Source organism: Janthinobacterium sp. GW456P (assembly GCF_002127655.1).
In the GTDB taxonomy this organism is placed as follows: Bacteria; Pseudomonadota; Gammaproteobacteria; order Burkholderiales; family Burkholderiaceae_D; genus Janthinobacterium.
In genome coordinates, this window is record NZ_NEHB01000017.1 from 27,214 (window position 1) to 51,038 (window position 23,825).

The 23,825-nt window shown below is 63.9% G+C and carries 11 protein-coding genes; all 11 read left to right on the forward strand.

Annotated features, from left to right (window positions below; all coding sequences use genetic code 11):
• The first annotated feature begins 27 nt into the window (after positions 1-27).
• The 11 genes from CBW66_RS16975 (at position 28) to CBW66_RS28555 (ending at position 23,817) form a co-directional block, all read left to right on the forward strand.
• Positions 28-573, forward strand: a complete 546-nt coding sequence (locus CBW66_RS16975) for a GNAT family N-acetyltransferase (RefSeq protein ID WP_230491970.1) — start codon at positions 28-30, stop codon at positions 571-573.
• Positions 574-1,007: 434 nt separating this feature from the next.
• Positions 1,008-2,363 (forward strand): efflux RND transporter periplasmic adaptor subunit, encoded by a 1,356-nt coding sequence (locus CBW66_RS16980; RefSeq protein WP_086148611.1) that lies wholly within the window; start codon positions 1,008-1,010, stop codon positions 2,361-2,363.
• Positions 2,360-5,491, forward strand: a complete 3,132-nt coding sequence (locus CBW66_RS16985; protein WP_086139270.1) for an efflux RND transporter permease subunit — start codon at positions 2,360-2,362, stop codon at positions 5,489-5,491. Before CBW66_RS16980 ends, CBW66_RS16985 begins: the two co-directional genes overlap by 4 nt.
• Positions 5,488-8,736, forward strand: coding sequence for an efflux RND transporter permease subunit (locus CBW66_RS16990; protein WP_086139271.1), 3,249 nt, complete (start codon positions 5,488-5,490; stop codon positions 8,734-8,736). Before CBW66_RS16985 ends, CBW66_RS16990 begins: the two co-directional genes overlap by 4 nt.
• The gene (locus CBW66_RS16995; protein WP_230491969.1) at positions 8,733-10,151 is read left to right on the forward strand and encodes an efflux transporter outer membrane subunit; all 1,419 of its coding nucleotides are present in this window, start codon (positions 8,733-8,735) and stop codon (positions 10,149-10,151) included. The genes CBW66_RS16990 and CBW66_RS16995 overlap by 4 nt, the downstream gene beginning before the upstream one ends.
• 122 nt (positions 10,152-10,273) lie before the next feature.
• Positions 10,274-12,868: a chemotaxis protein CheB gene (locus CBW66_RS17000; protein WP_086139332.1), complete on the forward strand. Its 2,595-nt coding sequence runs from the start codon at positions 10,274-10,276 to the stop codon at positions 12,866-12,868.
• The gene (locus CBW66_RS17005) at positions 12,865-14,979 is read left to right on the forward strand and encodes a PAS domain S-box protein (RefSeq protein WP_230491968.1); all 2,115 of its coding nucleotides are present in this window, start codon (positions 12,865-12,867) and stop codon (positions 14,977-14,979) included. The genes CBW66_RS17000 and CBW66_RS17005 overlap by 4 nt, the downstream gene beginning before the upstream one ends.
• A gap of 87 nt (positions 14,980-15,066) precedes the next feature.
• Positions 15,067-17,220, forward strand: coding sequence for a S46 family peptidase (locus CBW66_RS17010; protein WP_367301875.1), 2,154 nt, complete (start codon positions 15,067-15,069; stop codon positions 17,218-17,220).
• Positions 17,221-17,448: 228 nt separating this feature from the next.
• Positions 17,449-20,142, forward strand: a complete 2,694-nt coding sequence (locus CBW66_RS17015; protein WP_230491967.1) for a type VI secretion system Vgr family protein — start codon at positions 17,449-17,451, stop codon at positions 20,140-20,142.
• Positions 20,143-20,164: 22 nt separating this feature from the next.
• Positions 20,165-22,222 (forward strand): phosphatidylserine/phosphatidylglycerophosphate/cardiolipin synthase family protein, encoded by a 2,058-nt coding sequence (locus CBW66_RS17020; protein ID WP_086139274.1) that lies wholly within the window; start codon positions 20,165-20,167, stop codon positions 22,220-22,222.
• 2 nt (positions 22,223-22,224) lie between these two features.
• The gene (locus CBW66_RS28555) at positions 22,225-23,817 is read left to right on the forward strand and encodes a tetratricopeptide repeat protein (RefSeq protein ID WP_139841707.1); all 1,593 of its coding nucleotides are present in this window, start codon (positions 22,225-22,227) and stop codon (positions 23,815-23,817) included.
• Positions 23,818-23,825: the final 8 nt, after the last annotated feature.

The following is a 23,825-nucleotide window of genomic DNA, read 5'->3' on the forward strand; positions in this document are numbered from 1 at the left end:
CGGCTTGTTTTTCTTCAGGAGCAGACTATGGCAAGCGACATGAGTGCACCGACGGGTATCACCATCCGCCCTTGCATCAAGGGCGATGAACAGGCGCTGGCGCTGGTGGGGCAGGCGACGTTTCTCGAGGCCTTCGCCGGCATCCTCGATGGCGCCGATATTCTCGCCCATTGCCAGCGCCAGCACGACGCGCAGCTGTACCGCGACTGGCTGGCGCTGCCGGCCCTGCGTTTATGGCTGGCCGAGGCCATGCCGGGCGGCGCGCCCGTCGGTTATCTGGTGCTCAGTCCCGCCAGTCTGCCGCTGGCGGACCCGCGTCCGGACGACCTGGAAATCAAGCGCATCTACCTGCTGCACCGCTTCCAGGGCCAGCGCGTGGGCCAGCGCCTGATGCAGGCGGCGCTGAGCCAGGCGCGCGCCAGCGGGGCAGGGCGCGTGCTGCTGGGCGTGTACGCGGAAAACCACGCTGCGCTGGCGTTCTATGCGCGCTGCGGCTTTGCGCAGGTGGGACGGCGCGCCTTCCGCGTGGGCCGCACCGACTACCAGGATGTCATCCTCGGCATGACCTTGTAAATCCAGGTAAAGAATCGCGGCCGTCCGTGACCACTTGAGCCCCGGCGGCGCCAGGTCAAGGCGGCTGGCGGGAGATTTGTAGCGAGTTTGTATCTGCATGCGAGTCGCCCGCGTCCGCCGCACGCCGGGCGATGACGCCCCGCAAGCCTGATTTTTCCACCATTACCCCACAGGGTCGGCGTGCCTGCCGGCCTGCCTGCTCCTCCCATGTCTGCCAGGCTGTGTGTAATTGTTTCAGGCAGAAATGAAACAGTTACATGACTATGCTAGAGTCTTTTCACGCCAGGGAGCGATGTTTTTTCAGCTGACTTTCAGCTCTTGACTCCCCCGCCGTGTACCGAAACAACCCCGAAAACGGTCGTCCTGCCTGAGTGTGTTCCACCTCGGCCGGCGCCACAGACTCGCCGTGCCAGCGGCCACTACAAGGATAAGCGATGGATTCGCAGACTACACCCCATACCCCGCGGCGCAGCCGCCGTTCGAAAATCGTCGGCACGGTCATCGCGCTGGCCGTGATGGCTGCGCTGGGGGGCGGTGCCTGGTACCTGACCCACGCCGGCAGCAGCGCGCCGGGCGGCCCCGGCATGGCCGGACCCGGCGGGCCGGGCGGACCCGGTGGCCCCGGCGGGCGCCGCGGCGGCCCTTCGACCACCGTCGGCGTGGCCACGGCCGTGAAGTCCGACCTGCCCGTGGTGCTCGATGCGCTGGGCACGGTGACGGCCGCCTCCACCGTGACGGTGCGCCCGCAAGTGTCGGGCATTTTGAAGGAGCTGAAATTCAAGGAAGGCGGCATGGTCAAGGCGGGCCAGGTGGTGGCGCAGATCGACCCGGCCCAGTTCGAGATGGCGCTGATGCAGGCCACGGGCCAGCGCCAGCGCGATGAAGCGCAGCTGGAAAACGCGCGCCTGACCCTGAAACGCTATCAAACCCTGCTGGGCCAGGATTCCATCGCGCGCCAGGATGTCGACACGCAGGCCGCCCTGGTGAAACAGCTGGAAGGCACGGTGATGACGGACCGCGCGGCCGAAGGCACGGCCAGGCTGAACCTGGGCTACACCAAGGTGGTGTCGCCGATCAGCGGCCGCGCGGGCCTGAAGGTGGTCGATATCGGCAACCTGGTGAGTACCAGCGATGCGGGCGGCGTGGTGGTGGTGACGCAGCTCTCGCCCATCGACGTGGAATTCTCCGTGCCGCAAGATAAAGTGCAGACCATCCAGGAGCGCCTGAATGGCGGCGCGGCCCTGGCCGCGCTGGCGCTGGACCGCACGCGCACGCATGCGCTGGACCAGGGCGGCTTGACGGCGCTGGACAACCAGGTCGACGTGCAGACGGGCACCGTGCGTGCCAAGGCCCGCTACAGCAATGACAAGATGGCGCTGTTCCCCAGCCAGTTCGTCAACGTACGGCTGGAACTGGGCAATATCACGGGCGCCGTGCTGGTGCCCGTCACGGCCCTGCGTCACAGTAACAATGGCGACTTCGTGTATGTGCTGAAAGCCGATAAAACCGTCTCCGTGCGCATGGTCACGCGGGGCCAGGCCACCACCGATATGGTGGAAATCCGTGCCGGCCTGGAAGCGGGCGAGCAAGTCATCACGGAAGGCGCCGACCGCCTGAAGGAAGGCGCGAAAGTCACCCTGGCGGGCGACAAGCCGGCCATGGGCGGCGGTGGCGCGGGGGCGAACGGCGAACGCCGCCACCGCCGCCAGCATCCTGACGGCGCATCGGCTTCCGCCTCCGCGCCGGCCAGTGCGCCAGCCACGGCGCCGGCGAAGGGCGCGGCGCAATGAGTCCGTCGACGCCATTCATCCAGCGCCCCGTCGCCACGGCGCTGCTGATGCTGGCCATCGTGCTGGCGGGGCTGGTCGGCTTCAAGTTCCTGCCGCTGGCCGCCTTGCCGCAGGTGGACTTCCCCACCATCCAGGTGCAGACCCTGTATCCGGGCGCCAGCCCCGAAGTCATGGGCCAGACCGTGACGGCGCCGCTCGAGCGCCAGTTCGGCCAGATGTCGGGTTTACAGCGCATGAGTTCCACCAGCGCGGCCGGCGTCTCCCTCATCACCCTGCAATTCACCCTGGGCCAGACCCTGGACGTGGCCGAGCAGGAAGTGCAGGCCGCCATCAACGCGGGCGGCTCGCTGCTGCCGACGGACTTGCCGGCGCCGCCCGTGTACGCGAAGATCAACCCGGCCGATGCGCCCGTGCTGACCCTGGCCATCACGTCGGACACGATGCCGCTGACGCAGGTGCAGAACATTGTCAACACGCGCCTGGCGCTGAAGATCAGCCAGGTCAACGGCGTGGGCCTCGTGTCGCTGTCGGGCGGCCAGCGTCCCGCCGTGCGCATCCAGGGCGATACCAAGCTGCTGGCGTCCTACGGCCTGGGCCTCGACAGCCTGCGCACGGCCATCGCGGCGGCCAACGTCAACAGCGCCAAGGGCAGTTTCGACGGCCCTACGCGCTCGTTCACCATCAACGCCAACGATCAATTGGTGACGGCGGAAGACTACAAGCGCCTGATCATCACGTATAAAAACGGCGCGCCCGTGCGCCTGGCTGACGTGGCGAATGTGGTCGACAGCGCGGAAAACACGCGCCTCGGTGCCTGGTCGGGCAAGCAGCCGGCCATCATCCTGAACGTGCAGCGCCAGCCCGGCGCCAACGTCATCAAGACGGTCGACGCCATCAAGGCCCTGCTGCCTGACCTGCAGGCCAGCCTGCCGGCGGCCATGAAGCTCGACGTGCTGAGCGACCGCACGACGGGCATCCGCGCCTCGGTCGAACACGTGGAAATGGAACTGTTATTGTCGGTGCTGCTGGTGGTGCTGGTGATCTTCGCCTTTTTGCACAGCCTGCGCGCCACGGTGATCGCCAGCCTGTCCGTGCCGATCTCGCTGATCGGCGCCTGCGGCGTCATGTATCTGCTTGGCTACAGCCTGAACAACCTGTCGCTGATGGCCCTGACGATTGCCACCGGCTTTGTCGTCGATGACGCCATCGTCATGATCGAAAATATCGCCCGCTACATCGAGGAGGGCGAAACGCCGATGGCCGCCGCATTGAAGGGCGCGTCGCAGATCGGCTTTACCATCATCTCGCTGACGGTGTCATTGATCGCCGTGCTGATTCCCCTGCTGTTCATGGGCGACGTGGTAGGCCGGCTGTTCCGCGAATTCGCCATGACCCTGGCCATCACGATCCTCATTTCCGCCGTGGTCTCGCTGACGCTGGTGCCGATGATGTCGGCGCGCTGGCTGAAAAGCCACGCCGATGAAAAAATCAGTGCCACGGGCCAGCGCATCCAGGCTTTCCTCGACAAGGTCATCCATCAGTACGACCTTGCGCTGGTGTGGGTGCTGAAGCGCCAGGGATTGACCCTGCTGGTGGCCCTGGCCACCTTGCTGCTCACGGTGGTCTTGTACATCACCATCCCGAAAGGACTGTTCCCCACGCAGGACACGGGCCAGCTGCAGGCGCGCATCGAAACCTCGCAAGCCGTCTCGTACGCACGCATGGCCGCCTTGCAGCAGGCCGCCGCCAGCGCGCTGCTGGAAGACCCCGCAGTCGATACCCTGAGTTCCCTCGTCGGCGTCGACGCGGCCAACAACACCATGCTGCACACGGGCAGCATGCTGATCAACCTGAAGCGTCCGCGCAGCGGCAGCCAGGACGAGATCATGCAGCGCCTGCGCGAGCGCGTGGCCAAGGTGGCTGGCGTCACCCTGTACCTGCAGCCGACGCAGGATTTGACCATCGATGCGGAATCGGGCCCGACGCAATACCGCGTCTCGCTCGAAGGGGCCGACACGGCCACCGTCACCGAGTGGGCCGGCAAGCTGGCAGTCCGCATGCGCGAGCAATCGCAGCTGCGCAACGTCGTCACGGATGCGGGCGCGACGGGCGCCGCCGTCACGGTGGCCATCGACCGCGACAGCGCCGCGCGCATGTCCGTCACCACGGCCACCGTCGACGACGCGCTGTACAACGCCTTCGGCCAGCGCATCATCTCGACGATTTTCACGGAAACCAACCAGTACCGCGTGATCCTCGAAGCGCAGCCGGGCATCGTCACCACGCCGTCCGACCTGTCGGACCTGCAGGTGCGCACGGGGTCCGGCAAGTCGACGCCGCTGTCGGCCTTTGCCAGCGTCAGCGAAAAGCAGGCGCCGCTGCAGATCACGCACGTGGCGCAGTACCCGGCCACGACCCTGGGCTTCGACACAGCGCAGGGCGTGGCGCTGGGCAGCGCCGTCGACGCCATCCGCCAGGCGGCGAAGGACATCGCCTTGCCGCCCTCGGTGACGTTGACGTTCCTGGGCGCGGCCGGCGCGTATGAAAACTCGCTGTCGAACCAGCTGTGGCTCATTCTCGCCGCCGTCGTCTGCGTCTACATCGTGCTCGGCGTGCTGTACGAAAGCTATATCCACCCGCTGACGATCCTGTCGACCCTGCCGTCGGCCGGCGTGGGCGCCTTGCTGGCGCTGATGATCTCGGGGCAGGACCTGGGCGTGATCGGCATCATCGGCATCATCCTCCTGATCGGTATCGTCAAGAAGAACGCCATCATGATGATCGACTTCGCCATCGAGGCCGAGCGCGATGAAGGCAAAAGCCCGCAGGAAGCCATCCACCAGGCGGCGCTGCTGCGTTTCCGTCCGATTTTGATGACGACCCTGGCGGCGCTGTTCGCGGCCGTGCCGCTGATGCTGGGCTGGGGCGAGGGCGCCGAGCTGCGCCGTCCGCTGGGCCTGGCCATCTTCGGCGGCCTGATCGTCAGCCAGGTGCTGACCCTGTTTACCACGCCCGTCATCTACCTGGGCTTCGACCGCCTTGGTCAACGCTTTGCGGGCAAAGGGAAGAACGCTGTCAGTCTCGATAAACCGCGGGACCGCCTGGAAGACAAGGGGAGCGCCGCGTGAACCTGTCCGAACCGTTCGTCAAGCGTCCCATCGCCACCGTGCTGCTGACCATCGGCATCGCGCTGGCGGGCATCGGCGCCTTCTTCGTGCTGCCCGTCTCGCCGCTGCCGCAGGTCGATTATCCGACCATTTCCGTCAGCGCCAGCCTGCCCGGCGCCAGCCCCGCGACCATGGCCACCTCGGTGGCCACGCCGCTGGAACGGCGCCTGGGCGTGATCTCGGGCGTGAACGAGATGACGTCGTCGTCGGGCACGGGCTCGGCGCGCATCAACCTGCAGTTCGACCTGAACCGCAAGATCGATTCGGCCGCGCGCGAAGTGCAGGCGGCCATCGCCGCCGCGCGCGTGGACTTGCCGGCCACCCTGCGCAGCAACCCGACCTACCGCAAGGCCAATCCATCCGACGCGCCCGTGATCATCCTGGCGCTGACGTCCAAGACGCGCACGCCGGGCCAGATCTACGACGCCGTGTCGAACCTGGTGCAGCAAAAGGTGGCGCAAGTGAAGGGCGTGGGCGACGTGGAACTGGGCGGCGGTTCGCTGCCGGCCGTGCGCGTGGAACTGCTGCCCTACCAGCTCAATCACTATGCCGTGTCGATGGAAGACGTGCGCGCGGCCATCCAGGCCAGCAACGCCAACCGCCCGAAAGGGGCGATCTCCGGCGACGAGCGCAGCCTGCAGATCTACTCGGGCGCGGCGACGGCTTCGGGCGGGCGTAGCGCGGCCGATTACCGCAGCCTGGTGGTGGCCTGGCGCGACGGCGCCGCCATCCGCCTCGACGACGTGGCCGAAGTGCAGGACGGGGTGGAAAACAACAATACCCTGGGCCTGTTCAACGGCGACCCGGCCGTCATCGTGCTGATCACGCGCCAGCCCGGCGCCAACGTCATCGCCACGGTGGACGGCGTGCGCGCGCTGCTGCCGCAACTGCAGGCGCAGCTGCCCGGCGACATCAAGCTGCAGGTGGCGTCCGACAGCACCAATTCCATCCGCTCGTCCCTGCACGAGATCGAGTTCACCCTGATCCTCTCCATCGTGCTCGTCGTGCTGGTGGTCAGCGCCTTTTTGCGCAGCGTGCGCGCCACCATCATTCCCGCCGTGGCCACCATCGTCTCGCTGCTGGGCACCTTCGGCGTGATGTACATGCTGGGCTTTAGTCTGAACAACCTGTCGCTGATGGCGCTCACGGTGGCCACCGGCTTTGTCGTCGACGACGCCATCGTGGTGCTGGAAAACACGCAGCGCCACATCGAGGCGGGCATGGACCGCTTCAAGGCGGCCCTGCTGGGCGCGCGCGAAGTGGGCTTTACCGTGCTGTCGATCAGCCTGTCGCTGGTGGCCGTCTTCATCCCGCTGCTGTTCATGGGCGGACAGGTGGGGCGGCTGTTCCGCGAATTTGCCGTGACCCTGTCGGCCGCCGTGATGATTTCGCTGGTGATCTCGCTCACGACCACGCCGATGATGTGCGCCTGGCTGCTGAAAAGCGGGCAGCAGCATAAAAAGCCGGGTGCCGTCGCGCGCTGGTTCGAACGCGGCTTCGACCGCATGCTGAGCATCTACGAACATTGCCTGGACTGGGCGCTGTCGAGTGCCGCGCTGGTGATGACCATCCTCGTTTTCGTCGTCGGCCTGAACGTGTACCTGTTCGCGGCCGCGCCCAAGGGCTTCTTCCCGCAGCAGGATACGGGCCAGATCAACGGCGGCATGCGCGCCGACCAGAGCATCTCGTTCCAGGCCATGCAGAGCAAATTGCGCCAGCTGGTCAACATCATCAAGGACGATCCGGCCGTCGCCACCGTCGTCGGCTTTACGGGCGGCGGACGGGCAGGGGGCGGCTTCATGTTCATCGACCTCAAACCCGCCTCGCAGCGCACCGACAAGGGGCAGGCCGTGATCGCGCGCCTGCGCCCGCAGCTGGCCAAGGTGACGGGCATCTCGCTGTTCCTCAACCCCGTGCAAGATTTGCGCATGGGCGGGCGCTCGAGCAATTCGACCTACCAGTACACGCTGATCAGCGATAACCAGGCGGACCTGAAGAAATGGGCGGCGAAGCTGGCCGACCAGATGAAGCTGCAGCCGGCCCTGATCGACGTGGACACGGACCAGGCGGAAAACGGCGTGGAAACCTTCGTCTCCATCGACAAGGACCGCGCCACGCAGCTGGGCGTGCAGGTGCGCGACATCGACAATGCGCTGTACAACAGCTTCGGCCAGCGCCAGGTGGCGACCATCTACGATGAGCTGAACCAGTACCACGTGATCATGGAAGTGGCGCCGCGCTATGCGCAAAGTCCGGAAGCGCTGCGCTCCGTGTACGTGCCGGCCTCGAATGCGGCGGCCGTCGCCGCCAGCGCCACGACCGCCACGGCCACGACCGCCACGACCGCGGCCACGGCGGCATCGAACACGACGGCAGCGCGCGACCCGTCCAGCGGCTCGGCCCTGTCCACCACCCTGGCGCACATGGTGCCGCTGTCCTCGTTCAGCAGCTTTGCCGAAAGTTCGACGGCGACCTCGATCAACCACCAGGGCGGGGAACTGGCCACCACCGTGTCGTTCAACCTGGCCGATGGCTATCCGCTCAGCGACGGGCAGGCCGCTGTGGCCCAGGCGGAGTCGGAAATCGGCATGCCCGTGAACGTGCGCGGCAGCTTCCAGGGCTCGGCGAAGAGCGCGCAGGACAGCAACAAGGAGCAGCCGCTCTTGATCCTGGCGGCCATCGTGGTGATCTACATCGTGCTGGGCATCCTGTACGAAAGCCTGATCCACCCCGTCACCGTGCTGTCGACCTTGCCGTCGGCGGGGGTGGGCGCCGTGCTGGCCTTGCTGCTGTTCCGCATGGAGTTTTCCATCATCGCCCTGATCGGCGTGTTCCTGTTGATCGGTATCGTCAAGAAAAATGCTATATTGATCATCGACTTCGCGCTGGAGGCCGAGCGTTCGCGCGGCTTGAGTGCAGTGGAGGCGGTGCGCGAGGCATGTCTGCTGCGTTTCCGCCCCATTCTGATGACCACCCTGGCGGCGGCGCTCGGCGCCTTGCCGCTGGCGATCGGTTTCGGCGAGGGGTCGGAGCTACGCCAGCCCTTGGGGGTCGCCATCATCGGCGGCCTGATCGCCAGCCAGTTACTCACATTGCTGACCACCCCGGTGGTCTACATCCTGCTCGACAAGCTGCGCACGCGCAGCGCCGACGAGCAGCAATTGAGCCGCATTCCTGGGCCAGATAACCCGAGCACACAATCATGAAGCAAGTAAAACCTATCGTTTCGACCATGCCAGCACGCCACCTGCTGGCGCTGGCGGCAGCCGTCCTGCTGGCCGGCTGCGCCGTCAGCCCCGCGTATGAAACGCCGACGGCCGCCGCGCCGCAAACGTTCAAGGAGGCGGCCGGCTGGCAGCCGGCCGCGCCGGCCGACACCCTGGAGCGGGGGCCGTGGTGGACCCTGTTCGGCGACGCGCAGCTGAACCAGCTGGCCGCCAGCATCGACATCTCGAACCAGAACGTGGCGGCCGCCGTCGCCGCGTACGAGCAGGCGCGCGCGCTGGTGCGCGAACAGCGCGCCTCGCTGTTCCCCACGGTGAACCTGACGGGCAGCGGCGCCCGCTCCGGCGGCGGCGAGCAGCAGACGAACAACAACTTCAAGGCCGCCATCGGCGCGTCGTGGGAACCGGACGTGTGGGGCAAGCTGCGCGCCGGCGTGACGGGCGCCGATGCAAGCGCGTCCGCCAGCGCGGCGGACCTGGCCGCGGCGCGCCTGTCGGCGCAGGGCGAGCTGGCCACCAATTACTTTTCGCTGCGCCAGAGCGATGCGCAGATCGCGCTGCTGAACGCCACCATCGATGGCTACAAGCGCGTGCTCGAGATCACCGGCAACCGTTTTAATGCCGGCATCGCCGCCAAGTCCGACCTGCTGCAGGCGCAGACGCAGCTTGCCAATGCGCAGATCGACCGGTCGAGCCAGATCCGCGCGCGCGCCCAGCTGGAGCACGCGATCGCGATCCTGCTGGGCCGCGCCCCGTCCGACTTCAGCCTGGCCGTGGCGCCGTGGACCTTGACCGTGCCCGAGGTGCCGCTGGGCGTGCCATCGACCCTGCTGCAGCGCCGTCCCGACATCGCCGCCACCGAGCGCCGGGTGGCCGTGGCCAACGAGCAGATCGGCATCGCCCGCTCGGCCTACTATCCAAGCCTGAACCTGACGGGTTCCTATGGTTCCGGCGCCAGCCGTGTGGGCGACCTCTTCAATGCATCGTCGAGCCTGTGGTCCTTGGGCGTGTCGGCCGCGCAAACGCTGTTCAACGCGGGCGCCACCACGGCCAGCGTGGATGCGGCCAAGGCGGGCCATGAGGCGGCCGTGGCGCGCTACCGCCAGACGGTATTAAGTGCCTTTGGCGCCGTGGAAGACCAGTTGTCGGCCACGCGCGCGCTGGCCGAGCAGCTGGCACTGCGCCAGCAGGCGTCGGCGGCCGCCGACCAGGTCGAGCAGCAGATGCTGAACCGCTACAACGCGGGCCAGGTCGGCTATACGGACGTGGTGACGGCGCAAGTGACGGCCCTGTCGGCGCGCCGCTCGCTGGTGCAGGCGCAGGCGGACCGCCAGACGACGGCCGTGGCGCTGATCCAGGCGCTGGGCGGCGGCTGGCACACGCCGCCGACGCAGTAAGGGGGCGGCGCGGGGAAAACCCGCGCGCCAAATTCGCGTTTTGCCGCGCATCTTGAGTGCTAGAATGCAAGATTATCAATTCCCAGTCCGGCGTCCTTGCCGTGGCTGCTTTCTTGCAGACGATGACACGCAGCAAACACAGCAATACAGCAGTTCCCGAGGTGGCCGCCATCGTCTTTCCCGTGGTGGCCATCGGCGCTTCCGCCGGCGGACTCGATCCTATCGTCGCCTTCCTCGCCAATGTGCCGCAGGAAAGCGGCATCGCCTACGTGGTCATCCAGCATCTTGATCCGACGCAAAAGGCCATGCTGCCGGAATTGCTGCAGCGCGCCACCAGCATTCCCGTCACGGAAATCACGCACCAGGCGGAATTGCGTCCGAACCACATCTATGTGATACCGTCGAACGCCGACCTGACCCTGTCGAAGGGGCGTTTCGTGCTCAGCGAGCCGCTGCAGCTGCGCGGCCACCGCTTGCCCATCAATACCTTTTTCGAGAGCCTGGCCAGCGAGCTGGGCGAACTGGCCGTGGGCGTGGTATTTTCCGGCATGGGCAGCGATGGCACGCGCGGCTTGCAGGCGATCAAGCAGGCGGGCGGCCTGACGCTGGCGCAGCATCCCGATACGGCCAAATTCGACATGATGCCGCAAAGCGCGATTTCCGCCGAAGTTGTGGACCTCGTCGATTTTCCCGACAAGATGCCGGACAAGATCATCAGCTATTTGTTCCGCAGCAGCTTTCTCAGCCTGCCTGGCAGGGAACCGAACGGGCGCAATTCCCTACAGGAAATCGTTGCCCTGCTGACTGAACATACGGGCAACAGTTTTACGGATTACAAGATCAATACGGTGCTGCGCCGCATCGAACGGCGCATGAGCTTGTACCAGATGACGTCGATGGAGCAGTACGTGCCCTATTTGCGCGCCAACCCCGGCGAAATCGACTTGCTGTTCAAGGAATTGCTGATCGGCGTGACGAGTTTCTTCCGCGACCAGAAGGTGTGGGAATACGTGAAGATGGTGGTGATTCCGCAGATGCTGGCCGCCCATCCCGACGGGCGCGCCTTCAAGGCCTGGATACCGGCCTGTTCCACAGGCGAGGAGGCGTATTCGCTGGCCATGGTGTTCCATGAAGTCGTCGCCAGCATCAATCCGCCATCCAAATACAGCCTGCAGATCTTCGCCACCGACCTGTCGGCCGACGCCATCGACCGCGCGCGCCAGGGACGCTTTCCGCACAGTATCAGCAGCGACGTCTCGGCCGAGCGCCTGCAGCGTTTCTTCCTGCGCGACAAGAGCGAATACCATGTGAAAAAAGAGATCCGCAACACGATCATCTTTGCCCAGCAAAATATCATTTCGGACCCGCCATTTACCAAGCTCGACATCCTGTGCTGCCGCAATTTGCTGATTTACCTGAATGCCAAGCTGCAGCAGCGCCTGATTCCCCTGTTCCACTACGCGCTGAACCGCGATGGCGTGCTGTTGCTGGGCAGCGCCGATACGCCCGGGCATTTTTCCGACCTGTTTGCCCCCCTGACCACGTCGACGCGGCTGTATCGCCGCCTCGACAACCTGGCGCGCCAGCGCCTGCCGACCTACTTTCCCACCAAGGTATCGTTGGCATCCCCCCCTACACCTAGCGACACGAGAGAAGTCAGCATGACTGGAAAGATACAATCGCATGTCGAGCAATTATTGCTCCAGAAATATTCGCCGGCCGCCGCGCTGCTGAACCAGGACGGCGACATCCTGTATATCAATGGCCGCACGGGCGCCTTCCTGGAGCCGGCGGCCGGCAAGGCCAACTGGAATATCCACGCCATGGCGCGCGATGGCTTGCGCTATGAACTGGCCGGCCTGATCAAGCAGGCCCTGCAAAGCGAGAGCGTCGTGCGGCTGAAGGGCCTGGTCGTCAAGGACCATGCGGGCCAGTCGCTGGGCGTGGACATGAGCGCGGAGGCGCTGAGCCAGCCCGAATCCTTGCGCGGCATGGTCTTCGTCACGTTTTCCAGCGTGCCTTTGGTGGCCGAGGCGCGGCGCGGCCGTTCGCCCAATCCCAAGGTGCTGGAGCTGGAGCAGCAACTGGCCCAGGCGCGCAATGAAATCCAGGCCGTGCGCGACGAGATGCAGACCTCGCGCGAAGAGCTGAAGTCGGCGAACGAGGAATTGCAGTCGACCAATGAGGAATTGCAATCGACGAACGAGGAACTGACCACCTCGAAGGAAGAGATGCAGTCGCTCAACGAGGAGTTGTACACGGTCAATGCCGAACTGCAATCGAAGGTCGATGATTTGTCGCTGGTGAACAGCGACATGAAGAATCTGCTCAACAGCACCGATATCGCCACCATCTTCCTCGACAGCGACCTGCGCATCCGCCGCTTCACGGCGCCGGCCACGCAAATCTATAAGCTGATCCAGACGGATTTGCGCCGTCCGCTCAGCGATATCGTCAATGACCTCGACTACCCAAATCTGGAAGTCGATGCGCTGGAAGTCATCCGCAGCCTGGTATTTTGCGAGCGCCAGGTGGAGACCAAGAATGGGCGCTGGTACAACGTGCGCATCATGCCGTACCGCACCATTGAAAACGTGATCGACGGCGTCGTCGTGACGTTCATCAACATCACGGAATCGAAGCTGCTGGAAGCCCAGCTGCGCCAGATGCAGTCCGGCGCCGTGGCTGGCGGCACGACGGGGGAGAGCGTCCCATGAGCGAACCATTCGACGAGGGGAACGTGCCGGCCAGATTGCGAGAGCAAGCCGAGCAATTGGCGGCGCAGCAGCGCCAGCCCGTGCCGCAGTCGAATGAAGACGTGATGCGCCAGCTGCATGAGTTGCAGGTGAGCCAGATCGAGCTGGAAATGCAGAACGCGGCCCTGGCCGAGCTGGAGCAGCTGAAGAATGCATTTGAAAGCAGCCGCGACCGATATGCGCAGCTGTACGAGCAGGCGCCCGTCAGCTATTTCTCGCTGGCGCGCGAAGGCGTCATCACGCGCGCCAACGTGGCGGCCTGCGGCTTGCTGCGGCGCGACAAGAACCAGTTGCTGGGGCGGCGCTTCGAGCAGTTCATCGCGCCGCAGGCGCAAGGCGGCTTCCGCCGCTTCCTCGATACCGTCTTTAGCAGCGGCGCGCGCCAGGTGCTCGAGGCGCAGCTGTTCCAGGGCGAGGTGGGCGGCATGGTGCGCATCGAGGCCAATTTTGACGCCGCCAGCGACAAGGCGCGCATGCTGGTGACGGACCTGGGCGACGAGCTCGAACGTGAATCGGTGTTGCGGCGCGCCTTCGTCATCCTCGACTCCATCCGCGAAGGCGTGCTGGTCACCGATAGCGCGAACCGCATCATTTCCGTCAACCCGGCCTTCACCACCATCACCGGTTACCAGGCGGAAGAGGCGATCGGGCGCGATCCGTCCTTCCTTGGCGGTGGCACGCATTTGCCGCATTTTTATGAAACCATGTGGCGCAGCCTGCACGAGGATGGCAGCTGGTACGGCGAACTGGTGAACCGGCGCAAGAATGGCGAGCGCTTCGTCGAATCGCTGTCGATCACGCCCATGCGCAGCCCGGACGGCGCCATCAGCCACTTTGTCGGCGTGTTTTCCGATATCACCGAGCGCAAGCTGGCCGAGGCGGACTTGCGTGAACTGCACCGCGAACTGGACCAGAGGGTGGTCGACCGCACGGCCGAATTGCTGCGCGCCAACCAGCATCTGCAGCTGGAAGTGCACCAGCGCGAGCGGGCGCAGGAAGCGTTGCGCGATGCCGAGCGCTTCTTTCACGCCACCATCGATTCGCTGACGGACCGGGTGCTGGTGCTGGACCAGGCGGGCAGCGTCGTGCATGCCAACCAGGCGTGCCTGGCCTTCGTCGGGAAAACGTCGCCGCCGCTGCAGTACCTGGAATTTTGCGAGACGGATGCGCGCTGGCAGCGCAGCGCCGGGCGCGAGCTGGCCGCCGGCATCCGCGCCGTCATCGCCGGCACGGCCGATGCGTACGCGCTCGAATATGAATTTGCCACGCGCTCGGGACCCCGCTGGTCGCAGGCCAGGGTCAGCCGTTTTCTCGGCGAAGGGCCGCTGCGCGTGGTGGTGGCGCACACGGACATTACCGAACGCAAGCTGATGGATGGTGCGTTGCGCCAGTCGCATGCGCAGTTGCGCCAGCTGGCCCTGCACCTGGAAACGGCCAAGGAAGACGAGCGCAAACGGATCTCGCGCGATATCCACGATGAACTGGGGCAAAACCTGCTGGCGCTGCGCATCGATATTTCCATGCTCAGCGCCCGCACGGAAGGTTCCCATCCGCGCCTGCACCGCCGGGTTGGCGCCGTGCTCAGCAATGTTGACACGACCATCAAGAGCGTGCGCGGCATCATGAACGAACTGCGCCCGATGGCGCTGGACCTGGGCTTGCAGGCCGCCATCGAATGGCAGGTGAGCGACTTCCGCAAGCGCAGCGGCGTCGCCTGCCGCCTGCTGATACGCGACGAGGCGCTGTTTGCCGCCATCGGCAGCCCGGCCGAGATCGTGCTGTTCCGCATCGTGCAGGAAGCGCTCAGCAACGTCATGCGCCATGCCCAGGCCAGCCAGGTCGAGATCGAGCTCAGTTCGGATGCCTGCGCCGTGTACCTGGCCATCAGCGACAATGGCATCGGCATCACGCCGCAGCAGCAGCGCAAGAAACAGTGCTTTGGCCTGATCGGCATCGCCGAGCGGGTGACGGCGCTGGGCGGCCACTTCGAGGTGGGCGTGCCGGCATCGGGCGCGGGTTGCCGGCTGGCCCTGCAGATTCCCCTGCAAGGCGCGGAACGGCCAGCCGCCTGAGACAGAAAATTGCAATGGGATAATTTTTGCCGGCCAGGCAGGCAGGACAGGCTATACTTTCGCCTGCTTTTTATGGAGGAGCAAATTTTGTTCAAGACAATCGTATTACCAGTCGCCTTGATGGGCGCGTTCGCCGGCGCACACGCCGACGAAGGGCAGTGGCAACCACACCAGCTGCCACAGCTGAAAGCCGAGCTGAAACGGGTCGGCATTGAAATTCCCGCGGAAAAGCTGGCCGACCTGAGCAAGCACCCGATGAGCGCTATCGTGTCGCTGGGCGGTTGCTCGGCCGCCTTCGTCTCCGACGCGGGCCTGGTGGTGACGAACCACCATTGCGCCTATGGCGCCGTGCAGCGCAATTCCACGCCGGAACACAATTACATCACCAACGGCTTCCTGGCCAAGACGCGCGCCGCAGAGCTGCCGGGTGGTCCGAACAGCCTCGTGTATGTGACGGACAAGGTGGAGAACGTCAGCGACCGCGTGCTGAAAGGCTTGACGGCCGACATGAGTGGCCGCGCGCGCCACGAAGCCGTGGAAAAGCGCGTCAAGGACCTGATCGCCGAATGCGAAACGGACAAGATGTACCGCTGCTCCGTGCCCGCCTTCCACCGCGGCCTCGAGTACTACCGCATCCGCCAGATGATGATACGCGACGTGCGCCTGGTGTATGCGCCATCGGACAAGATCGGCAACTTCGGCGGCGACACCGACAACTACGAATGGCCGCGCCATACGGGCGACTACTCGTTCCTGCGCGCCTACGTGGGCAAGGATGGCCGTCCGGCCGACCCGTCGCCCGACAACGTGCCGTACCAGTCGAAGGATTTCCTGGTGGTCTCGGCCGAAGGCTTGAAGGCCGGTGACGGCATCTTGCTGGCGGGCTATCCCGGCCGCACCAGCCGCTACAAGCTGCCGGCGGAAATCCGCTTCGCGCGCGATACGGCCTTCCCCCTGAAAGTGTCGGAACTGCAAGCGGACCTGGCCGTGATGGCCGAGGCGACGCAGGGCGATGCCGCCTCCGCCGTGCGTTATGCCAGCGTGGTGAAAAGCATCAATAACGTGCTGAAGAAAACCCAGGGTTTGCTTGACGGTTTCGCCCGCAAGGACATCGCCGCCATCAAGGACGTGCAGGATGCCGAGTTCCGTGCCTGGTACGCGAAGCAGCCGAACGTCTCGCCGACTCTGCTGGCGGAACTGGACGCGGCGATCGCCAGCGACATGGCCTTGAGCGAAGAGGAGTTCGCCTGGAGCGTGGCCACCAACAGCGATATGCTGAAAAGCGCGCGTACCATCTACCGTTTGTCGCTGGAGCGCCAGAAAGCCGATGCCGAGCGCGAATCGGGCTTCCAGCAGCGCGATCTGGCCTTCATCAAGGCCCGTCTGGCCCGTTTGGAACAGTCGTATGTCAACAAGGTCGACCAGGCGCGTTTTGAAGCGGGCCTGAAGCGCTACGCGCAGCTGGCGGCGAAGAGCCATCCGCAAGGCCTGGACGCGCTGCTGCCGGCGCCAAACGCCGTGGCGGCCCTGTACCAGCGGACGCAACTGGCCGACACGGCCAAGCGCCTGGCCTGGCTGGAAAAGGACCAGGCCGCCGTGGTTCAGTCTGACGACGCCTTCATGCAGCTGGCCGTCAAGCTGCATCCGGTGGAACTGGCGCTGGAAGAGCGCCGCAAGGAAATTGACGGCAACCTGGAACGCGTGATTCCGCAATACATGCAAGCCGTGATTGCCTGGAAGAAGTCGCAAGGCAAGCCGGTCTATCCTGACGCCAACTCGACCCTGCGCGTGACCTACGGCACGGTCTCGCCGTACTCGCCGCGCGACGGCCTCACCAAGGGTCCGTTCACGACCGTGGAAGGCATCGTCGAAAAGGTCACGGGCAAGGCCCCGTTCGAAGCGCCGCAAGGCTTGATCGACGCCGTCAAGCAAAAACGCTACGGCCAGTTCCGCGATCCTGTGCTGGGCACGGTGCCCGTCAACTTCCTGACCAGCGCCGACACCACGGGCGGCAACTCCGGCTCGGCCGTGATGAACAAGCGTGGCGAACTGATCGGTCTGAACTTCGATTCGACCTATGAATCGATCACCAAGGACTGGTACTTCGACACGGCCATCACGCGCGCCATCCACCTCGACATCCGCTACATGCTGTGGGTGATGAAGGAAGTGGACCACGCGGACAACTTGCTGCAGGAAATGACCATCAAGTATCCGAAAGCAGTCAAAGCCGCGAAGTAATCAGTTTTAGCAAGCGCTGGAACAAAGCCGCATCCGCCGCAGGGCCGATGCGGCTTTTTTGCGTCTGGGCAACTAGCTTGAGTTCCATCAATACGCCCGCGCTCGCCATGGTTAGCATGAGCGATGGAGTCATGTCCGAGGGGCAATATGGATGATGGCAGGCTGGCAGCCGATCTGGCGCGCCTTTTCGCAGCAGGCGGTCAAGTGCAGGAGAGCCGCTTGCTGCGCATGGATTTTCCGCACGAGGACGGCCCGCCCGATACCGCGCTGCTGGTCAACAGCTTGCGCGCGCACGAGGAAATGTCGCGCGACTTCCGTTTCGACGTCGAATTGCTGTCCGACAATCTCCACGTTCCCCTGACAGCGATGATGGGCCGCATGGTCACGATTTCCATGGTGCGCGATGACGGCAGCTTGCGCCATTTTAATGGTTATGTCGGCGAATTCCGCATGTTGCGCAGCGATGGCGGTTTCGCGTTCTACCAGATGGTGTTGCAACCCTGGCTGGCGTTTTCCAGGCTGCGCATGGACAGCGTCTCGTTCCACGAACGCACGGTCATCGAGATCAGCGAAACGACCTTCGAGCATTATTTGCAGCGCGACTGGCAAAACCGGCTGCATGAGGAAAGAGCCATATTAAGCTGCGCCAACCAGCACAATGAAACCGATTACAACCATCTGCACCGGCGTTGGGAAGACCAGGGACTCCATTATTGGTATGAACACCGTGCCGACGGTCATACCCTGTGTTTGGGCGACAATACCTGGCTGAGCGACAGCATCGATGCATGCGACGGTCATGCCAGCGAAGCCGACGAGATGGCGTTTCGCAGCGGCGCCGGTTCGCTGGAGTGCGATGGCATCAGCGATTGGCAGGCAGTGCGCAAGATCGCTTCAGGCTCGCTCACGCTGGCCAGCTTCAACTACAAGCATCCCTATGCCAGCCGCGCCAGCGGCTATGCGCTCAACGAGCAGGGCGATGTATTTGCCCATGAACTATATCAAAACACCGGCTACGGCTATGCCGGCATGGGCGAGGGCGAAGCGCTGGCGCAACGCCGCCTGGAGGAAAGCAACTGCAAGGCGCAATATTTCGAAGCTGGCGGCAATCACCGCTGCGCCCAGGCCGGGCGCAGTTTCACGCTGGGCGGCCATTTCAGCGGCCAGCAAGCGATGCCGGCCCGAGGTGAAGCGGCGCGCCCGGACGTCGGCGCGCGCGAATACCTGATCCTGTCGGTCGACCATGTCGCCAGCAACAATTTTCAGGCAGGAACGGGCGCCAAGTCGCACTATGAAAACCGCTTCAGCTGCATCCGCAAGAGCATCCGCTGGTATCCGGGGCGGCGCTTCAACAGTGCGCCGTGTGCGCCGCCCGGCGTGCAGACGGCGATTGTGACCGGGCCGGCAGGCGAAACCATCCATACCGACGGGCTGGGCCGGGTGAAGGTGCAATTCCACTGGGACCGGCTGGGCAAGTTCGACGCCGGCAGTTCGCCATGGATCCGGGTCATGACGCCATGGGCGGGCCAGGCGTTCGGCCAAGTCGCGTTGCCGCGCATCGGCCAGGAAGTGCTGATCCAGTTTCTCGACGGCAATATCGACCATCCCGTCATTGTCGGCGCGGTGTACAACGGCAACCATGCGCCACCGTGGAATTTGCCGGGGCAATGCATGCTGGGCGGCTGGCGCAGCGCCGAGCTGATGCCTGGCGGCGGCCACGGCGTGCGCGGCAACCAGCTGGTGCTCGATGACACGCACCAGCGCATCCAGGCGCAACTGAAAAGCGACCATCAGCATAGCCAGTTATCGCTCGGCTGCATCAACCGCATCGAGGACGCCAGCGGGCGCAAGGATGCGCGCGGCGAGGGCTGGGAACTGGCGTCGGACGCCTGGGGCGTAGCGCGCGCCGGCCGCGGCATGCTGCTGACCACCGAAGCGCGCCCTGGCGCCGCCGCGCATATCAAGAGCATGGATGAAACCGTGCAGCGGCTGGCCGAGGCCGCTGAGCGGCACAAGGCGTTTGCCGCGCTGGCGCAGCAGTATGGCGCGCAAGAAAGCGCCGCCCAGCAAGGCGCCGCCGCCGATGGGCTGAAAGCCCAGCATGCCGGCATCAAGGGCGTTGCCGGTAGTGGCGCAAACGCGTTTCCCGAATTGTCCAGGCCGCATCTGGTGCTCGCCAGTGCGGCCGGCATCGCCACGACGAGCGCTCAATCGACGCACATCGCCAGCGCCGACGATACCGGCTTGACTGCCGGGCGCAATCTGTCGATGGCGGCCGGCGGCGGCCTGTTCGCCAGCCTCGGCGCGGCGTTCCGCCTGTTCGTTCACAAGGCTGGCATGAAACTGATCGCTGCGGCCGGCCCGGTGCAGATCGCGGCGCAAACCGATACGGTCGAGATCGTCGCCAACAAGGTACTGGAATTGATCAGCCAGGCCGACTGGGTGCATATTCGCGGCCGCAAAGGCGTGCGCCTGCACGGCGCCGATTGCATGCTTGAAATTAGCGACAAGGTGCAGTTTTTCACGTCCTCGCCGACGCTGTTTCATGGCAACCTCGAAACGCTGGCGCCGAAGAACCGGCCGCAAGCGGAGGTGGAACCGCCCATCGCACCGGTCGCGGGGCAATTGCAGCATACCATCCAGGCGCATGCGGACGGCGGTCACTACGCGAACGTGCCGTACACGCTGTATCAGGGGGAATCCGAAGTCGAGCAGGGCTTGACTGATGAATTTGGCCGCATCCTGATCGCGCACCAGGACGGCACGCCGCGCTACCGTGTCGTCCTTGGCAATGGCGAGGAGTTTGACTTGCAGGCCAGCGCGAGCTTCGACGCCAGCGCGGCGCCGGACGGCGAACAGCGCCTGTCGAACCGCGGCCTGCGTGCGCTCGACGCTACCGGCGACGGCCGTTCGTGGCGATGACCGTGTACTGACTGGAGAGACCATGCCCGATACGACCAAGCGCACCGAAACCACCCACATCGACGAAGTCAGCCGCACTGCCACCAGTTCGCTCCAGTGGCTGCTGGAAAACCGCAATCTGAAAGGCAATGCCAGCCACCCGATTACGCACAACAACAAGCTGACGCTGTTCATTTGCGGACAGGAAGGGTTCGCCGACATCGCCGGCGAGATCGCCAAGGCTAAACATTCGATCGACCTGTGCTGCTGGGGTTTCGACCCGGGCATGGAACTGGTGCGCGGCAACAGCGCCACCTGGCCGCGCGGCAACACGTTTGGTGACTTGCTGATCGCCGCCGCACGGCGTCACGTCAGGGTGCGCCTGCTGATCTGGTATGACCGGCTCGGTTCGCCGATGGTGCGCAGTATGCCAGGCTATTCGCATGACGCATCATCATGGAAAGCCGATGGACAACGCTTTGATGACATCAGCGCAAAAGCCAGCCTGGCGATGTTGCACGATGCGGTTAAAAAAAAGAAACATATTTTAGGCAACGGTTATTGGGGCGAGTACCTCCGGCCCGAGAATATTCCCATGATGGCGCGTCAAGAATACTGCCACAGCTGGTATGCAGCCGCGTTCCATGGCTTGTTGGAGGGCCTGGAGATCCGCTTGCGGCACGGCGACAGCACCGCGATCGGCAAGAGTATCGCGACCGAAATAAGCCAGCCGCACGGCTTGACGATGGGAGAAATCGAAAAGCCCGGCATGCAATACCTGGGCACGCACCACCAGAAGCCGGTCCTGATCGATTTCGATCACGAAGAGGGAGCCAAGGCCGTCGGTTACGTGATGGGCTTGAACTCGGTGACCGATTATTGGGATACGACGGCCCATCTGCTCGACGATACGCGCCGCGAACAGGGTGGCGTCAACGAGCGGCGCGAGTGTTTGCAGGGAATGGCCGCGGACGGCGGCTTTGCCACCTTGAAGCCGTACCAGGATTATGCCTGCCGCATCGACGGCGGCCGTGCGCTCATCGCGCTTTACAATAATTTCGTGAAGGCATGGGATCGCGCGATCGACGACCGCACGCGTTCGGCTTCCACCGACTGTGTTAGCCGGGAGTTGCCATGTGGCAGCCCACCGGCGCGGCTGTTGGATAAGGCCGAACCAAGCGACTCCACCGTGCAGATCGTCCTGACGCAACCCGAGGAGCAGGACAAGACGATCAAGGAAATCTATTTTCGCGCCGTGACCCAAGCCAGCCTGGCGGCCGGCTACCTGTATGTGGAAAACCAGTATTTCCAGTATGAGGAATGGGCACAGCATTTGCTTGCCGCGCGCAAGAAGGTGGTTGCCGCCTGGAAGGCCGGCAGTGTCAAAGCGGGCAAGAGTCTTGAAGATATGCCGGTCATGCACGTATTCATTGTCATTCCCGTGCCGGAGCGCGCGCAGATGGTGCCGCGCACCCACGACACGCTGGCGGCGCTGGGCCAGCACGCTGGCATGACGGGGCAAAACACCATGATCGACGACTACAACAAGCGGCCGAAAACCCAGCGTGTCAGGACAGGATTCGGCATTTCCGCCGAGGTGGAAGTCAAGTTGCCCGACGTGGTGCAGCATTCCAACGGCATCAACAAACCCGGGGCGATGACGCTTGAAAGCGAATTCGGGCTGAAGGTATCGGTGGCCATGCTCAATGTCAGCGCGTTTGACAAGGACCGCTGGCGCTACCGTGAAATCTACATCCATTCCAAATTGATGCTGGTCGACGACGTATTCATGACCTTGGGCAGCGCCAACCTGAACCAGCGCAGCATGGCCGTCGACAGCGAAATCAATATCGCCACCGTCGATTCCCGCGTGGCCCGCGATTTGCGCAAGCGGGTGTGGCGCATGCTGAGCGGCGGGCTGGTGGATGGCGGGGGAGGGACGAAGGGGGAGATTGTGGATGCTTACGGGAACTGGGTGAAATTAATGAAAGATAACCGCCGGAAAAAAAATTCGTATTCTGAAAATTTTGCAGATAAAAAAATGACCGGTTTTTTGCTGCCATTGGAAGATAAACGCAGCTCCACGATACGTTTGGGGTGAGCATGAAAAAGTATAAAAATTTCCCCTTCCCCCTGCCTTTTTTTATCTTGGCAGTTTTCCTGATTTTCACTTTAGGCGCCTGCAAAATGTCAAACGACAAAGTCCTGCCACGCAACCAAAGCCTGCCACTTTTCAATCCCCATGTAGCGGATTTTGTCTGTGAAACCGAGGCGAGCAAAGTGCCGCCCATCGATGCGCAAGCCGAGGACTGGTTTCTTGAAGCGCGCGCGCTGGAAGATCCTGAAATTTTCGTGGAAGACCGCGATTACAAGAAAATCGTCGATCTGACGCGCCAGGCGGCGCAGCGCTTGCACTGGAAGGCGATGCTCAATCTGGCCAGCCTGTATGTGGAGGGACGCGACCCCTTGCGTGGAGAGGAAGAAGCGGTGCAACTGGTGGAAAAGGCGATGCAACTCGGGATACCGGCAGCTTATGATCGGATGGGGACGTTTTATGCTAATAGCACGGGCGTTGACGGCGACATCACTCGCGCCTATGCATTCTGGCAAAAGGCTGCTGTCATGGGAAATCCTCAGGCGATGGTATTTTTGGCAGATAAATTAAATGTTGGACCCGCCAGTGAGGGCGCGGGTTATTGGTCGAATATTCCCGTCGCTACCAACATGTTGGAATGTGCATTTGGACAAGGATATGGTCCCGCAGCATTTGATTTGCATTATTTGTATGAGTCTCCACGGGCTGCCAATGGGAAAATAAATGGTTCGCGTAACGCTGAAACAAAAAATCGTGCATTAAAGGTATTGCATGAAGGCGTCAAGTTTGGCTGTGAAGACTGCGCAAATTCATTGGCAATTGAGTTCGGTTCACCTTTTGATCTTGCCGATATGCTGGCGCCCTATGTGGACAAGGCTCGTGGAGAGCGATATCGTATGCTTAGTAACGCCCTCGGCTTCAACCCCAATCGCCGCTTTCCCAACCTCGATAAAGTCCTGCCATTGCCACCTGCCGATCTGCCGCCGTGGGATGGTCAACGAAAGAGCCTGCTTGACGCGGCCATGGGCGTGCGTCCGCCGCCAGCCGTCCCGCAGCCAAGCGCCGCCGCGCTGTTGCAAGCACCGTATTTCCTGGCCGCCGACTATGCGCTGCGTCCTGCCGGCTGGCACAGCGATGCGCCGGCTGCGCCATTTTCCGCGTATTGGCAGCCGGCGCAAGGGCAGGGCGTGACGGAGCCGGCCCGATTGGTCCAGCAAGACGAACCCTTCCGCCATTTCAGCGTGCTCGGCGCCGATGGCAACAGCCGATATGGCGCCGTGAGCTGGGAGCCGTGCCTGACGATACGCCATGACCATGGCGCCGTGCAGCCGCGCGCGGCGCGCGGCTTGCTGCGCGAGGTGGCGCGGCCCGAGCCCTGGTTGAGCCGTGCTTGCGGACAAGCCTGTCCGGTCAGCGGCGTCTGGCAACCGTGGGTGTCGCCCGACCATCCGCTGCAGGCCATCGTCAACCAGTACTGGCGCCAGGCCTGGCTGAGCCAGGGCACGCCGTTCCCGCAGCCGCGCCGCGACTGGCTGCTCGATTTGCCGGACGACGAAGTGACGTGGCATTTGATGGACGCGTCCACTGCCGATATCGGATAAGGCAACAC